General features: G+C 62.2%; 15 protein-coding genes. 10 read left to right on the top strand and 5 right to left on the bottom strand.

Translation table 11 applies throughout. The features are described 5' to 3' along the window. Positions 1-17: 17 nt before the first annotated feature. Positions 18-920 (top strand): carbohydrate ABC transporter permease, encoded by a 903-nt coding sequence (locus AC4P1R_RS23280; RefSeq protein ID WP_225191545.1) that lies wholly within the window; start codon positions 18-20, stop codon positions 918-920. Beyond that, on the top strand, positions 917-1744 hold the full coding sequence (locus AC4P1R_RS23275; RefSeq protein ID WP_151612741.1) for a carbohydrate ABC transporter permease: 828 nt from the start codon (positions 917-919) through the stop codon (positions 1742-1744). Before AC4P1R_RS23280 ends, AC4P1R_RS23275 begins: the two co-directional genes overlap by 4 nt. Before the next feature lie 322 nt (positions 1745-2066). On the opposite strand, the gene AC4P1R_RS23270 is transcribed toward AC4P1R_RS23275, so the two are convergent. Then, the gene (locus AC4P1R_RS23270) at positions 2067-2258 is read right to left on the bottom strand and encodes a DUF6494 family protein (protein ID WP_069457621.1); all 192 of its coding nucleotides are present in this window, start codon (positions 2256-2258) and stop codon (positions 2067-2069) included. Between the two features lie 348 nt (positions 2259-2606). Further along, a complete protein-coding gene (locus AC4P1R_RS23265) occupies positions 2607-3362 on the bottom strand; it encodes a pyridoxamine 5'-phosphate oxidase family protein (protein ID WP_151613895.1) in 756 nt (251 codons plus the stop codon). Between the two features lie 3 nt (positions 3363-3365). Here AC4P1R_RS23265 and pdxR point away from each other — a divergent pair, with 3 nt between their 5' ends. Further along, positions 3366-4838, top strand: coding sequence for a MocR-like pyridoxine biosynthesis transcription factor PdxR (gene pdxR, locus AC4P1R_RS23260; protein ID WP_246231956.1), 1473 nt, complete (start codon positions 3366-3368; stop codon positions 4836-4838). Positions 4839-4928: 90 nt separating this feature from the next. Here pdxR and AC4P1R_RS23255 read toward each other — a convergent pair whose 3' ends face one another. Further along, positions 4929-5930, bottom strand: coding sequence for a PQQ-dependent sugar dehydrogenase (locus AC4P1R_RS23255; protein WP_151612739.1), 1002 nt, complete (start codon positions 5928-5930; stop codon positions 4929-4931). 369 nt (positions 5931-6299) lie between these two features. Between AC4P1R_RS23255 and AC4P1R_RS23250 the strand changes: the two genes are divergently transcribed. Both AC4P1R_RS23250 and AC4P1R_RS23245 read left to right on the top strand, forming a co-directional pair. After that, positions 6300-7340: an extracellular catalytic domain type 1 short-chain-length polyhydroxyalkanoate depolymerase gene (locus tag AC4P1R_RS23250; protein ID WP_151612737.1), complete on the top strand. Its 1041-nt coding sequence runs from the start codon at positions 6300-6302 to the stop codon at positions 7338-7340. Between the two features lie 98 nt (positions 7341-7438). After that, positions 7439-7831: a VOC family protein gene (locus AC4P1R_RS23245; RefSeq protein ID WP_492177992.1), complete on the top strand. Its 393-nt coding sequence runs from the start codon at positions 7439-7441 to the stop codon at positions 7829-7831. A gap of 77 nt (positions 7832-7908) precedes the next feature. On the opposite strand, the gene AC4P1R_RS23240 is transcribed toward AC4P1R_RS23245, so the two are convergent. Further along, positions 7909-8712, bottom strand: a complete 804-nt coding sequence (locus AC4P1R_RS23240) for an aldo/keto reductase family protein (protein ID WP_225191552.1) — start codon at positions 8710-8712, stop codon at positions 7909-7911. A gap of 137 nt (positions 8713-8849) precedes the next feature. Between AC4P1R_RS23240 and AC4P1R_RS23235 the strand changes: the two genes are divergently transcribed. Both AC4P1R_RS23235 and AC4P1R_RS23230 read left to right on the top strand, forming a co-directional pair. Next, positions 8850-9560, top strand: a complete 711-nt coding sequence (locus AC4P1R_RS23235; protein ID WP_492177991.1) for an Hsp20/alpha crystallin family protein — start codon at positions 8850-8852, stop codon at positions 9558-9560. A gap of 188 nt (positions 9561-9748) precedes the next feature. Then, entirely contained in the window at positions 9749-10249 is a 501-nt protein-coding gene (locus tag AC4P1R_RS23230) for a CopD family protein (protein ID WP_069457628.1), read from the top strand. Here AC4P1R_RS23230 and AC4P1R_RS23225 read toward each other — a convergent pair. Next, positions 10227-10727: a DUF2231 domain-containing protein gene (locus AC4P1R_RS23225; RefSeq protein ID WP_069457629.1), complete on the bottom strand. Its 501-nt coding sequence runs from the start codon at positions 10725-10727 to the stop codon at positions 10227-10229. The genes AC4P1R_RS23230 and AC4P1R_RS23225 overlap by 23 nt on opposite strands. A gap of 69 nt (positions 10728-10796) precedes the next feature. Here AC4P1R_RS23225 and coxB point away from each other — a divergent pair, with 69 nt between their 5' ends. The 3 genes from coxB to AC4P1R_RS23210 are packed head-to-tail and all read left to right on the top strand — an operon-like array spanning position 10797 to position 14307. Further along, complete coding sequence (coxB, locus tag AC4P1R_RS23220) at positions 10797-11456, top strand: cytochrome c oxidase subunit II (RefSeq protein WP_492177990.1); 660 nt, start codon at positions 10797-10799, stop codon at positions 11454-11456. Beyond that, positions 11453-13966, top strand: coding sequence for a cytochrome c oxidase subunit I (gene ctaD, locus AC4P1R_RS23215; RefSeq protein ID WP_492177989.1), 2514 nt, complete (start codon positions 11453-11455; stop codon positions 13964-13966). Before coxB ends, ctaD begins: the two co-directional genes overlap by 4 nt. Continuing rightward, positions 13963-14307 carry a hypothetical protein gene (locus AC4P1R_RS23210; RefSeq protein WP_069457631.1) on the top strand — a complete coding sequence of 115 codons (345 nt, stop codon included), beginning with the start codon at positions 13963-13965 and terminating at the stop codon, positions 14305-14307. Before ctaD ends, AC4P1R_RS23210 begins: the two co-directional genes overlap by 4 nt. The last annotated feature ends 120 nt before the right edge of the window (positions 14308-14427 follow it).

The raw sequence follows: 14427 nt of genomic DNA, 5'->3' as shown, positions 1-14427 counted from the left end.
GAGCGGAGGTGCCGCACATGAAGGGCCGCTGGTCCAGCATCGTGGACGGCAAGGGCTTCGACATTGCGCTCGTTGCGCTGCCGCTCACCTTCCTGCTCGCCCTTTCCGGCGTGCCGCTCATCTATAACGTGCTGATGAGCTTGCAGCAGGTGGACCTGTTCAGCCTCGGAACCTTCTGGCGGCCCTTCGTCGGCTTCAAGAACTACTCCGAGCTCTTCGCGCAGCAGGAGACCTGGCCGATTCTGGCCAATACCGCGATATTCGTCGCCGCATCCATTGTCGGTCAGTTCCTGATCGGTTTCGGGCTGGCACTGATGTTCTCGACGAATTTTCCAGGTGCCTCCTGGCTGCGCGGCCTCTTCCTGGTCTCGTGGGTGATGCCGGGTCTCGTCGTGGGGGCGATCTGGAGCTGGATTCTTTCCGGCGACTTCGGCGTCCTGAATTACCTCTTGCGCGAAAGTGGCCTGATCAACGGCAATATCTTCTGGCGTTCCGACCCGAACTACTCGTTGTTGGGGGTGATCATCGCCAATATCTGGCTTGGGATCTCCTTCAATATGATCCTCCTGTCGGTCGGTCTGTCGGCCATTCCAGCCGACCTCTACGAAGCAGCCGAGCTCGACGGCGCGAATGCGTGGCAGCGTTTCTGGACCATCACCCTGCCGATGATGCGTTCCTCGATTGGTGCAGTCATCGCGCTCGGTATCATCCTTACGCTGCAGCAGTTCGACCTCTTCGCGGCCATTACCTCCGGCGGGCCGAACGACTCGTCGAATGTGGCCCAGTACTGGGCCTGGGAACTGTCCTTCCGCCAATATGATTTCGCCAAAGGCGCGACCATCTCGGTCATCATGATCGTCTTCGTTATGGTCGCCGCTTTCGTCTATGTCCGATCGACGCGCCACGAGATTCGGGGATGAGACACACTCTTCGCGAAAGGCTGATGCTGGCCGCGGCGCTGGTGCTCACGACCGTCTATCTGTTCCCGCTTTACTGGATGTACATCACCACGCTCAAGTCCGGCTCGGCTATATTTGCCAGCCCCCCGGCTTTCTGGCCAACCGACCCGCAGTGGCAGATCTACGGCCACGTCTGGCACAGCCGCAACATGGGCCGCTATATCTTGAATTCGCTGGTCATCGCCTCGGGTGCCGTCGCCATCGTCTCGGTTCTCGGTGTCGGCTGCGCCTATGTGCTGGCGCGCTACCGCAATATCTGGGTGGATGCCGGACTCTTCCTCGTCCTCATGCTGCAGGTCCTGCCCGCATCGCTGATGATCACGCCGATCTTCGTCGGCTTCTCACAAGTCGGGCTGCTCCACTATCCGCGCCTGGCGGTCATTATCGCGATCGCCGCCAAGGGCATGCCCTTCTTCATCGTGCTGGTGCGCGCGACCTTCATGAACGTTCCGCGGGAGTTGGAGGAGGCGGCGCTCGTGGACGGCGATTCCCGTAGCGGCGCCTTTTTCCGCATCGCCCTGCCGCTCGCGCGCAAGGGCATCCTCGTCAGCGGCATGCTGATCTTCATGCAGGCCTTCGGCGAGTTCGTTTATTCGAGGTCCATGATCCAGAGGGTCGAACTGCAGCCGGCCAGCGTCGGGCTCTACAGCTTCATGGCGCCGAACGCCAACGAATGGAACAGCATAATGGCCTATGCGGCCATCTATATGACCCCCCTGCTCGCTGTCTTCGTGCTCCTGCAGCGCGGCATCGTCTCCGGCCTCACCTCGGGAGCCCTGAAATGATCAGCCTTGGGACTAATGCATGTCTCCTTTAATCCTCCTCGATTTAAGGACAAAGACATGCAGCAATACAAAGTGCTACAGCGACCTTTGCGCGTCTGATTCTAATAAAACGCGCGGCGCTGTAGCAGGCTGTCCATCCTGCCGCGATCCGCACGACTGACCAGAACGGCCGACAATGGCAGCATGAAGCAGGCCTTCAATCAATCGCCGCGACGTTGCTGTGTTGCTCTGTCGGAATCGAGCCTGACCAACCAGCTTTCCCGAAAATCCGGCAGCATTTTCTGGCCTATACGCCGATTTAATGCCGGCTCGCCGGCCGGGCCTATGGAAGCTCGATCTCGCCGTCAACGACGTGGTTGAGGCCGGTGCCTTCCGCCGTCAGCGTCATGCGGACCTTCAGCGTCTTGCCGCCGATCCGCCCTTCGCGCACCGTCTCCTCGATTTTGCGCTGCGAGGTGACACCGACCTCCTTCAGGAACTTGCGGACCGACATGTTGAAGGCGTCTTCGCTCATGGCAGAACTCCTTTGTGTCCGCATGGGATTGTAAGGGAAGGCATGCGGCCATGAAAGCGGGACGTGACGTGTAGTGCCGTAGAAGAAGACCCCGAGCCTGGCGAAGGCGTCGGGGTCTTTGGTCCGATCGGTCCCGGGAGGGGCGTGCAACCGATCGACGTCTCGCGCAGTTGGGAGGAGTTGCTGCGCATTAACGAAGGTGAGAATAGAGCATTCTCCGCAGGAAAATGTGCCCTGGGTTACATCGCTTCCTTACAAAGCGTGATCCGACCGCCCGTGGGCGTGCCGACAGTAGCGCGGCGTGCGGAAGGAAGCGGCCGAGACAGGCTACAGGGCACGGGACCAACGTCAGCCGGCGCTCATCTCGTAGAGCCGCTGGTTTTCCAGCAGAACCTCGTCGAGCCCGCGACCCGGCGCAAAGCCCGAAAGCCCCTCCGGCACCGGCACATCCGACAACAGCCGCGAACAGGCCTTGAGCGGGTCGACGACCGTGCGGACGGGAATAACGCCCGCCCAGATCGGCAGCGCATAGTCGTCCTCGTCATCGCCAACGCCTGCCGCGCGCATCTTGGCCGAAGCCTCCTCTATCTCCATGCCGATCACCATCGTCGCCTTGATTTCCTGAGGCTCCAATGGGCGAAGAAGGCGCGCGCGTCCCGGATAGAAGCGCTCGATGAGCGTCTCGAGCGCATGCTCCTTTTCATGCCGGTCATCGACGATCCGCGCCGTACCGAAGCACATCGCCGAGCGGTAATTCACCGAATGGTGAAAGCCGGAGCGGGCCAGAACGAGGCCGTCGAGATGGCTGACCGTCAGGCACACGTGCGCGCCGGCCTTGAGCTGACGCAGCATGCGGCTTGCCGATGAACCGTGCCAGTAAAGACGGTCACCCTCGCGCCAGTGGATCGTCGGCGTGCAATAGGGCTCGCCCTCGATCGAATAGGCGACATGGCAGAGCATCGCCGCGTCGAGCACTGCATGAACCGCCTCGCGGTCATAGCGGCCACGCTCGTGCACCCGGCGCAGCTTGTTGCGCTCGGAAACGGGATAGGAGCCTCGACTCGTTTCGTTTTCGCGGGGAGGAAGGGTCGTATCGCCGGGCATCGAATGCTGCGCCTTGTGTTCATGAGCCTGTTGGTTCATGACTGGACCATCCAATTGGTCCAAACTAGAGCCAATTCAATGGGAAAAAATCAGACCATTTTGCCGGACCTGTCGGCGCTGATTCCTGTGATGCCGGAGGCCGGCAAGCGATCGCGTGCGCTTTACACGGCCATTCGCCGGCTGATCGAGACGGGCCAATTGCCGGCAGGCGCCAAGCTTCCGACGACGCGCGATCTCGCCCGCCGCCTCAGCCTTTCGCGCGGGGCGGCAGTGGAGGCCTATGAAGTACTGGTTGCAGAAGGCTTTGCCGAGGCGCGCGTCGGCGCCGGCACCTTCGTGGCGGCCAAGGTGCCTCGGCTCAGTCCGGACATGCCGAAAACCGCCGGAGATGAGCCGCACTATTCCGGACCGCCGCACCCTTGCACCCTCGGCATCGCCATGGCGGATGAGCGCACCCGGCAGCTGTTTCGCCAGCTTCTGCATCGCCGCCTGGAGCGGCCCCAGCCCAACTTCTACGACTACGGCGATCCGAGAGGTGAGCGCGAATTGCGGCAGGCGATCGCCGACTACGCAAAAGTGGCGCGCGGCGTCCGCTGCCATCCCGGTCAGATCATCGTGACATCAGGCATCCGCCACGGGCTGGACCTCGTGATGCGTGCCATTTTACGGCCCGGCGACGCGGTCTGGCTGGAAGATCCCTGCTACCTTTCGGCTCACGCGACCGTTGCGGGCCTGGGCCTTGCCATCGTGCCGGTGCCGGTTGACCGGGAGGGCATCGATGTTGCCGCCGGCGAAGCAGTCGGCGGAAAGGCTGCGGCCGTCTATTGCACGCCATCGCACCAATTTCCGCTCGGCGTGACCATGACCATGCGCCGCCGGCTCGCCCTGATCGACTGGGCCAAGCGCAACGGAGCGTGGATCTTCGAGGACGACTATGACAGCGAGTTTCGGTTTTCCGGCCCGCCGCTCGCCTCAATCCAAGGCATGGACGATGCCGGGCGGGTGATCTATCTCGGCAGTTTCTCGAAAGTGCTCTTTCCAGGACTTCGCGTCGGCTACGCGATCCTGCCGGAACCGCTGGTCGAGCCCGTATTGGCGCAGCGCCGGCAGATGGACCGCCAGCCGCCGAGCTTGCCGCAGGGCGCAATTGCCGATCTCTTGAACGAGGGCCACTTCGCGGCCCATCTGCGGCGGGTGCGCAAGCGCGCGGAAGCCTGTCGGAATGCCCTGGTCGAGGGGCTCCGAGACAAAGCGTCCGCGCCGGAGCAGGGGCTGCACCTGATCGCCGGCCTTGCCGACGATAGCGACGACGAGGCTCTGGCAGCAGCGGCCCTGAAGCTGGGCATCGGCGCGTCGCCGCTTTCGACCCATTGCCTTGCCGCCCCGAAACGAAGAGGGCTGATCCTCGGCTATTCCGGTTTCGAGCCGCAGGAACTGCATCGGGCCGGCAGGAGCCTTGCGGAAATTATGCGGTGATTCCGTCCTGCCCGCGGGAGGGCCACCAATGAGCTTGCAGAACCGGTGCGATCCTGCTGACCGGTTATTCGTTGCCGCAGCCATTCGGCGTCACCGCCTGAATATGTGAATTGCGCCTCCGGCATCGTCGGAGACTAGAATGGAGCCGTCCGGCGCTTCCTTGACATCCACGGGCCGGCCGACATTTCCGATGAACGGCGTTGCCGAGACCGGGCGGCCGCCGCGGAAGCGCACCCGCACGACCTGATAGCCGACCGGAACCGACCGGTCCCAGCTGCCGTGCTGGGCGACAAGCGCATCGCCTCCGAGGCTGCGGAAGAAGTGAATGCCGAGCGCCGCGACATGGGCCTGGAAGTCGAAAACCGGTGGAATCTGCCTTGCGGGCGGCGTGGCGTCCTCGAAACCTCTGAGCCGGATTTGCCCTCCGAAATAGGGGAAGCCATAAAAGCCGCCCGGCCGAAGCACGTTCAGCTCGTCGGGTGGGATGTCGTCGCCCATGCGGTCGGCGCCGTTATCGGTAAAGTACATGGTGCCCCCGCGCCAGTCGAAGCCGACGGAATTGCGCACGCCCCAGGCGACGCGCCGAAGACCGGACCCGTCCTGGTTCATGCGTACGATTGTGCCTTGCAGGCCCCGCGGCAGACAGATGTTGCAGGGCGATCCGAACGAGACATAAAGCCGGGAATCGGGGCCGACAGCGATGTAACGAAGGCTGTGGGCTCCCGAATTCGGCAATCCGCGCCGAATATCCCGCCTGCCGCTCAGAGAGCCCCCGCTTCCGATCTCGAAGGCGGTTATCCTGTCCCTGGAAGCGACGAACAGACGGCCGCGAGAGCACGCGACGCCGTTCGGGGCGGAAAATCCGGAGGCGACCCGGCGGGCGCGGCCACCGGACAGGGGGACGGCATAGACCGATGACCCTTTGGTTCCGACGAACAAAGTGTCGCCGCAGACCGCCATTGCCCGCGCCGCCGGAACGCGCGCGAAGAGCTCGGCGCGCACCTCACCGGAGGCAAACGCCGCAACCGAGGCGAGTGCGAGGAAGGCGGTTCTGGCGAGGAGAAAACCGGCTTTGGAGGAAAAGACATCCATCGGCGCGCCCTCCGCAGATATAGCTGAGTTTTGCGAGCGCATCGGGCCGAACACGGTACCCGATGTCGGGAAAGCCCGATGCAGATGCAAAGAGTTACAGCTTTGCACGTCTGAAAAGACGCGCAGCACTTCAAGGAATTGGAGCGGCCTTCCGCCGTTTCAAGCCGGCGGCCGCGCCTCACGCAGAAGTGATCCGCCCGATCGTTGTGCCGGCAAATTTATTGTGCACCGCAGCAACCATTTGCCGCAATTCAGCGTTTCCTTCAGCATGTTTCACAAAGCCGTATTCGATCTGCGGATAAGAACGCAGCATTTAAAAGGGCCAGAGCGGCCCCTCGCCACCGGCGCGCGGCCGTCAATGGAGGCAGCATGAGATCTCTTTCGGACACAGTGAAGCGGCTATCCCGGCGGCGCCACGCCAGCGAATTTACGGAAACCATCCCCACTCCGCTCAGGCCCCTGGAGCGCTTTGGATCTAATCCCGGCGAGCTTCAGGGCTGGTGGTACACGCCCGGTAGCATAGCACCCTCCCCCGCCCTCGTCGTGGTCTTGCACGGATGCACGCAGACGGCCGCCGTCTACGACGCTTGCTCGGGATGGTCGCGTCTCGCCGACGATTGCGGCTTTGCGCTTCTTCTTCCGGAACAGGTTCGCTCCAATAACAGCAACCTCTGCTTCAACTGGTTCAATCCGGCCGACGTCAGACGAAACTCGGGAGAAGCTCTGTCCATCCGCCAGATGGTCGAGCACATGATCGAGCGCTGCAATGTGGACCGGAGTCGTGTTTTTATCACCGGCCTCTCCGCGGGCGGGGCGATGGCGAACGTGATGCTCGCCGCCTATCCGGACGTGTTCGCCGCCGGCGCCATTCTCTCGGGCCTGCCATACATGGCGGCGTCGACGATACCCGAGGCCTTCGATCGGATGCGGGGATATGGCCTTCCGAGTACCGATGCACTGCAAGCCAAGATCCGTGGCGTCTTCGACCATCAGGGGCCCTGGCCGAGGATTTCCGTCTGGCATGGCACCAAGGATGACACGGTGGTGCCCGCCAATGCGATGGCGATCGTCGAGCAGTGGCGCGGCGTGCACGGAAGCGGCCGCCATCCGTCGTCGACGAAGCGGCGCGGCAGTCGAACGCTGCAGATCTGGAAAAATGCAAGCGGGCGTCGCGTCATAGAACTTCATACACTGTCGGGCATGGCTCACGGCGCCCCGCTCGATCCGGCCGGAGGCTACGGCAGGAGTGGAGCCTTCTTTCTCGATGTGGGGGTCTCCTCGACTGTCGAGACCGCAAGGGCCTGGGGCCTGGGCGGGTCGAAGCTGCCAACCTATTCGGTCGACGGCATCCAGGCAGCGGCTGCGAGTGCCTTGCGCTGGACAGGCCTTATTCCTCGGCCCCGATCCTAGCGCGCGAACGCGTCTCCGGAATCGGAACCGGAGGCGTGCGGGCGTGTTAACCGGTCGAAACTACGCGAATCGATGCCCTCGTCACCGTGAGATCAAACATGGCTATCCACTTCAACCATACGATCCTGTCGGCGCACGACGCCAAGGCCTCGGCCAATTTCCTGGCTGAGATGCTGGGTCTGCCTGCACCGCGGCGCTGGGGACCGTTCCACATGGTCACGACCGACAACGACGCCAATCTCGATTATATGGAAGCGGAAGGCAAGATTGTGCGGCAGCACTACGCCTTTCTCGTCGGCGACGCCGAATTCGACGCGATTTTCGATCGAATTCACGAGCGGAGGCTGGATTACTGGGCGGACCCCGCCCAGAAAAAGCCGGGCGAGATCAATGATCACGACGGCGGGCGCGGGCTCTATTTCGAGGATCCGAACGGGCATCTGCTCGAGATCATCACACGTCCCTATGGCAGCGGCGGCTGGAATCCGTGAGCTGACCGGGAAGCGCTGCCGGGCCGCGATCGGGGCCCCTCCTCCGCCTTCTTCAATCATCTCCTCCTTTGCCTTGCCTAAAAGTATGGGAGCGTTCCGAGCGAGGAGTAGCGCTCGTTCAAGCCGTTGAGGATTTCCATGTCTCCCTCGCTGATCTCGAAATCGAACACATCGATGTTCTCTTCGAGGTGCCGGCGCTGGTTGGCCTTGGGAATAGGAACCGTGGCGCGCCGCAGGTTCCAGCGAATAAGCACCTGCGCCGGCGATTTGTTGTATCTGGCGGCGATCTCGGCAAGCGCCTCGTCCCGCAGCCGCTTCGTGCGCGTAAGCGGGCTATAGGCCTGAATGACGATATGCCTTTCCGTGGCGTAGCGCAGCATGTCCTCGCTGTAGCCGAACGGGCTCCATTCGATCTGGTTGACGGTGGGTACTACCCCCGTCGCCTCGATCAGCGCATCGATCAGGTCCGTCGAATAGTTGCTGACCCCGATATCCCGCGTCAGCCCTTCCTCTTTCGCCCGCATCAGGCCGCGCCACAAGTCTTCTCCCGCCCCGGTTTTTGGCGGGCGATGTATCAGCATGAGATCGACGTGGTCCAACTGCAACTCGTCGAGATTCTTGCGGGTCGCCTGGTAGGCGTCATCCACTTCCTCGACCTTGGTGACCAGATAGAACTCACCGCGTTCGATGCCGCTCCTCTTGATGCCCTCGGCGATGCCCAGTTGGGTCCCGTAATCGCCCGACGTGTCGATCATGCGATAACCAAGCTCCAGGGCCGCTTCGATCGCGCCGGCCGTGTCGTTCGTCAATTGCCATGTGCCGACGCCCATCACCGGCATCCTGTTGCCGGTGCGCAACGCTATCTCGGTCCTCGGATCCATGATTTTCGCCCTCGGATTTTGAGCAACGGCTTGCCCCTGACGCGGCGTCCTGCTCTCGGGGTCCAAACATCGGGAGGGACGAAGTGTTCCGGCCGACAGCGTATCGCGAAAATCGTACCCGAAGTTCGGAAAGCGCGATGCGCAATTTCAAAGAGTTACAGCGACCTCCCCAAGGGAACCTAAACTCTCATCCGGAGTTCGGAGTGCGCACCCAAACGGGCGCGCCGGATGCAATCTCCGACGCCCCGAACCCAGCCCAAGGAGGACATCATGGCACGAAATCCTTTATCTCCCTTCCGTTCCGTGGCCTGACCTCGCGTGGCTTGGGCGATCCGTTCCTCTCTCTGCACGAGGAGATGAATCGTCTGTTCGACGATGCCTTCCGCGGCAGGTTCGGCGGCCCTTCCCAGCGCGGCTCGGAGGCCGGCAGCATGATCATGCCGGACATCGACGTGAGCGAAACCGAGAACCAGGTCCGCATATGTGCCGAGTTGCCCGGGGTCCGAGAGGAGGACATCGACGTGTCGCTGAACGACGATACGCTCACCATCCGGGGCGAGAAGAAGTTCGAGCGCAAGGACGACAAGGAGAACTACCACTTCATGGAACGCTCATACGGCACATTCCAGCGCTCGTTGCGGCTGCCCTATTCGGTCGATCCGGACAAGGTCGAGGCGGACTTTGCCGACGGCGTGCTCACCGTGACCCTGCCCAAGGGTGCCGAGCAGGAAAGAAGCCGGAAAATCCAGGTGCAGCGCGGTAAGCGGCAGGAGTCGATCTCAGCCGAAGGCTCGCAGTCGGGCAAGCAGTCCGAAGGACAGCGAGGCGGGAAATCCGGAAAAGGTTAGAGGGAGTGGCGCCGATGGCTCCGGGTGCTTGGCGCACCGGGCTCAAAAATCGGGCACGCTTCTCGGGCCGATGCGCTAGACCGGCCACTGGCTTGCCCTATGTGTGCTCCCATCCAGGAGGTGAATTCCCGCGCCATGGGACCCAACCTCAACACGTAAGCTTGTGCCGGAGCGATTGGACGCGAAGAATGATGACCACTCTCAAATTCTTCCACATCGCGGCTATCGCACTATGGGCGGGTGGCCTCATAAGCTTGCCCGGGCTGTATGCCCAAAGGGCGAGCGTGCGAGACGAAGAGTCGCTCTACCGGCTACAGATGATGGTCCGTTTTGCATACGTCGCCGTCATCTCGCCGGCCGCATTCATCGCCATTGCGACCGGCACCGTTTTGATCTTTGGTCAGCAGACATTTGCAGGCTGGTTTTCAATCAAGCTCTTTTTCGTTTCGGCGCTGGTCGTCCTCCACGTCCTTGCCGGGCTAGTCATCATTCGGTTGTTTCGCCAAGGTGAGACATACCCGCAGTGGCAGTTTGTGTTGACGACCGCCGCCACGAGCGCTGTCGTCCTGGCAATAATGTTTATGGTTCTGGCAAAGCCATCCATCCACGCCGGGGGTTCGCTGGCGGTGTTCGAACCGGGCGGACTGCACAGGCTCGCCCGGGCGGTCAGTCCTTGGACGATACCATGAGCCCGACGCCATGATGGAAAATGAGCTTGCCACCGTGCCAGCCGGCCATTCCCGTCATACCCGCCGTGAGAATGGAGACGAGAAGGCCGTGCGGCAGGACCACATCACCGTCGGTCACGCGCAGTCCCCAGTTCAGCCCGGTGAGTGCGATCAACATCATGGCGGCTATCGCATGGGCCCAACTGGCCACACGCTCTCTGATCCCCGCTACGGAAATAAGCTCAACCGTCCCGACGGCACCCGCGGCAATCCCCATGAAGAAGGCACCCCCGGAGGACCAGAGTCCCGCCCGGAGCCAAAAAGGATCGGCCGACCACCAGAACAGAACGTCTATAGCGAGAGTGACGAACACCAGCGCGATCGGAAAATGAACGCTCATCGCATGCAACGGGTGGCCGGCGACGGCGATCGCAGAGCTCGCGTCCTTCTCCTCGAGCTCGGCAACCACCGGGTTGGCACTGTCACCTGTTTCGTTCACCGCCGAATTCCCCTTTCGCGCTCAATTCTTCTCTCCCGCCGTTGGTTCCCGAAAATCGCGAGCTTCGCAGTGATTGCCATTGCCGCCGGGTGCGCCGGGGACCTGTCGACACTTGAGCCAGCAGGTCCTTCCGCCAGTGCCGTCGCGCGTCTGTGGTGGATAATGCTGATGGCGGCGCTCATCCTGTTTCTTCTGGTGGTCGGCCTGTTCCTGGCCATCGCTTTTGCTCCCGGGATCGGCAGAAGGATCTCACCGGAGTCCTGGATCGTGGGAGGCGGTCTTGCGCTTCCGCTGCCGATCCTGGTCGCGCTGACGGTTTATGCTTTCTGGCTGGGCGAACATCAGTTGAGAGGCGGAGGCAGGCTACCGTCGGAAATGATCCGCATAGAGGCGCTCGCCACCCAATGGAACTGGCGGTTTGAGTATCCGGATCTTCCGGGAGCACCGACAACCCTCGGGACCGTGCATATTCCCGCGGGGCGGACCGTGGAAATTGCCGTGACCAGTGACGACGTCGTCCACAGCCTCTGGGTTCCGCGCCTGGGCGGCAAGATCGACGCGGTGCCCGGCCATACGACCTATGTTCGTCTGAGAGCCGATACGCCCGGCCGCTACGGCGGCCAATGCTCGGAATATTGCGGCACCGGCCATGCGGGGATGCGCTTCGAAGTGCTTGCCCATTCGCCCGAGGACTACTCGGCTGCCTTGAACGACGAGCAGCGCCAATGATTGAGGAGGACATGAAGCAACCGTCGCCCGTCGCCCTTCACAAAGCCCTGGAGCGCGTTTGGGGCACGCCACCGGGCCTCGCTCGCCTGGCCGCCGTCAACCACAACATCCTCGGCAAACGCTTCATGCTGACGGCGCTTGTGTTCTTCGCGGTCGGGGGGCTGCTGGCGATGCTGATCAGGACACAGCTGGCCTCGTCCGAAAGCGCCTTCATGGATGCGGAGCAGTATGCACAGAGCTTTACCATGCATGGCTCCATCATGATGTTTCTATTCGCGATTCCGTTTTTCGAAGGTGTCGCGATCTATCTGCTGCCGAAGCTTCTGGGAACCCGCGATCTCGCTTTTCCGCGGCTGACGGCCTACGGCTACTGGTGCTACCTTTTCGGTGGCGGCATGCTCATTGCCGCTCTGCTCGGCGGCGTTGCGCCGAACAGTGGTTGGTTCATGTACCCTCCGCTGTCATCGAACAGTTATTCTCCGGGTATCAACTCCGACGTCTGGCTGCTGGCCATCACCTTCGTCGAGATTTCGGCCCTTTCTGCCGCGATCGAGATCATGGTGACTGTATTGAAGCTAAGGGCAGCCGGCATGTCACTGGACAAAATGCCCATTTTCGCTTGGTACATGCTCGTTGTCGCCGCGATGATGCTGGTGGGCTTCCCGCCGCTCATCATCGGCTCGGTGTTGCTCGAGTTGGAACGTGCGTTTCACCTGCCCTTCTTCGACCCGAGCCGCGGCGGCGATCCTCTTTTGTGGCAGCACCTGTTCTGGCTGTTCGGACATCCGGAGGTGTATATCATCTTCCTGCCGGCGGCAGGGGCGATCTCAACCATCCTGCCTCCCCTCGCCGGGGCCCCGCTCGCCGGCTACCGGATGATCGTGGCTGCTCTTGTCGCCATGGCATTCCTGTCTTTCGGGCTATGGGTTCATCACATGTACGCAGCCGGGATCCCGCACGTGGCGCTGTCCTTCTTTTCGGCCGCCAGCGCGCTCGTCGCGGTGCCGACGGGCATTCAGATCTTTGCGTGGCTCGCCACCCTCGCCCAAGGGAGCGCGCGCTTCTCCGTACCGATGCTGCACATGTTCGGCTTTCTGTGCACCTTCGTGATCGGTGGACTGACCGGCGTGATGCTGGCCATGGTCCCGTTCGACTTGCAGGCCCACGACACGCATTTTGTGGTGGCGCACCTCCACTATGTGCTCATTGGCGGTTTCGTCTTCCCGATGCTCGCCGCCACTTATTACTGGCTGCCGCATCTGAGTGGCCGCCAAACCGTGCAGCATCTTTCATACGCGGCTTTCTGGATGGTGTTCGTCGGTTTCAACGTGACGTTCTTCGCGATGCACCTGACCGGGTTGCGAGGCATGCCGAGGCGCATCTTCGAGTATCCGATCGAATCCGGCTGGGAGACGCTAAATTTCATCTCCTCGATGGGAAGCTTCGTGATGGCCATGGGCCTCGCGCTCGTCGCTCTCGATTTTATTTTGCTCTTCCGCTTCGGTCGGCGTCGTCGTCGCAACCCGTGGGGAGCCGGTACGCTGGAGTGGGCGATGGCGACGCCGCCTCCGTCCTACAACTTCGCATCGCTTCCTTCGATCGAACGTCGCGCCGATCTGCTCGACCCGGACCGATTGGGCTCGCAACTGGCGTCGGGCAAGGGCTATCTCGGCGCGCCTAACCGTGGCCGCATGGAGTTGCTGGCTGTCGAGATGATTTCCGGCAACCCGGAGCACGTCGTGCGCCTGCCGAGGCGGACTTTCCTCCCCATCTGGACAGCCGCCGCCACAGGATGTTTCTTCCTGTCCCTGCTTTTCAAGCTTTATTGGCTGACGCCAATCACCTTCGCATCCGTCATCCTGCTGTTTCTGCTGTGGAGCGGGGATACAGCCGAAAAGACCGATTGCGGGGGTCTCCCGGTCGGGGGCGGACTAAAGCTTCCGCCGCATGGCGAGACAGCGCGTCCGCCCTCCTGGTGGGCTATGGTGTTTGCATTGGTCGCTGATGCGACGGCCTTCATATCGCTGTTGTTTGGGTGTCTTTTTCTTTGGGTATCCGCACCGAACTGGCCACCGCAGCAACTCCCTCAGGTCGCGTTGGCGGGTCCGGCCATCGCGGCCATCGCATTGCTCGTGGCAGCCTGGGCGGGCCGATCCGCAGCGGCCCGTAGCCCGGATGCGATCGGCTGGCTCGCGCTGACCGGCTTCGCCCAGCTCGTCGCTGCGGCCACCCTGACGTGGCTTGCGGTGGCTGCCTTGCCGGATCCGCGCAGCCATGCGGCCGTGTCGAGCGTCTTTGTCGTTCTGGCCTATGCTGGCCTACGCAGCGGGCTTGGCATGGTCATCTCCGGCTACGGCATCTGGCGGATTCGGCGCGGCTACGTCTCTGAAAGGCGCAATGTAGATCTTCGCCTAGGAGTGCTCTGGCACGACTACAGCGCCGTGGCGGGCTTAGCCGCCGCGGGTTTCCCATTCGTCATGGCAAGCCTCGCCGGTGAGCTTTCTCGATGATCAACAATCCCCTCATGTCGATCATGGCTGGTTTTCTGCTCTGGAGCGTCGTGTTTGTGGTGCTCTATGGCGTTCAGGCGACCGGCTGCCATCTCGCCGAAGACAAGGTGTCGGCGCTCGGCGATTGGCCGGGACTTCGCGCAACTCTCACGGCGTTGTTTCTCGTCTCATTTGCAGCCGTCGTACTATTCTATTTTTTGGCGAGGCGGAGGCATCGGCGCCCCGACACCGGCACGGAAGCTTTCAGACGCGAGGTTGCAATGCATGTATGGCTGGCCGCCGCCATAGCGACGCCGTTCTGTTTCGGCGGTGTCGTCTGGCTGTCGCTCTGCGGCACGTAATCTAATCACGTCAGTCGCCTCGTCTCCGAGCAATACGGTCGGGCGCTCGCACCAATGCGTTCAAGGTGAGGAACTCGGGGACGCGGAAGATATCGGCATCGGCTCAGAGCTGTTGGCGAT

The sequence above is a fragment of the Sinorhizobium sp. Y406 genome, from assembly GCF_058732025.1.
This window is presented reverse-complemented; position numbering and strand designations above follow the sequence as displayed.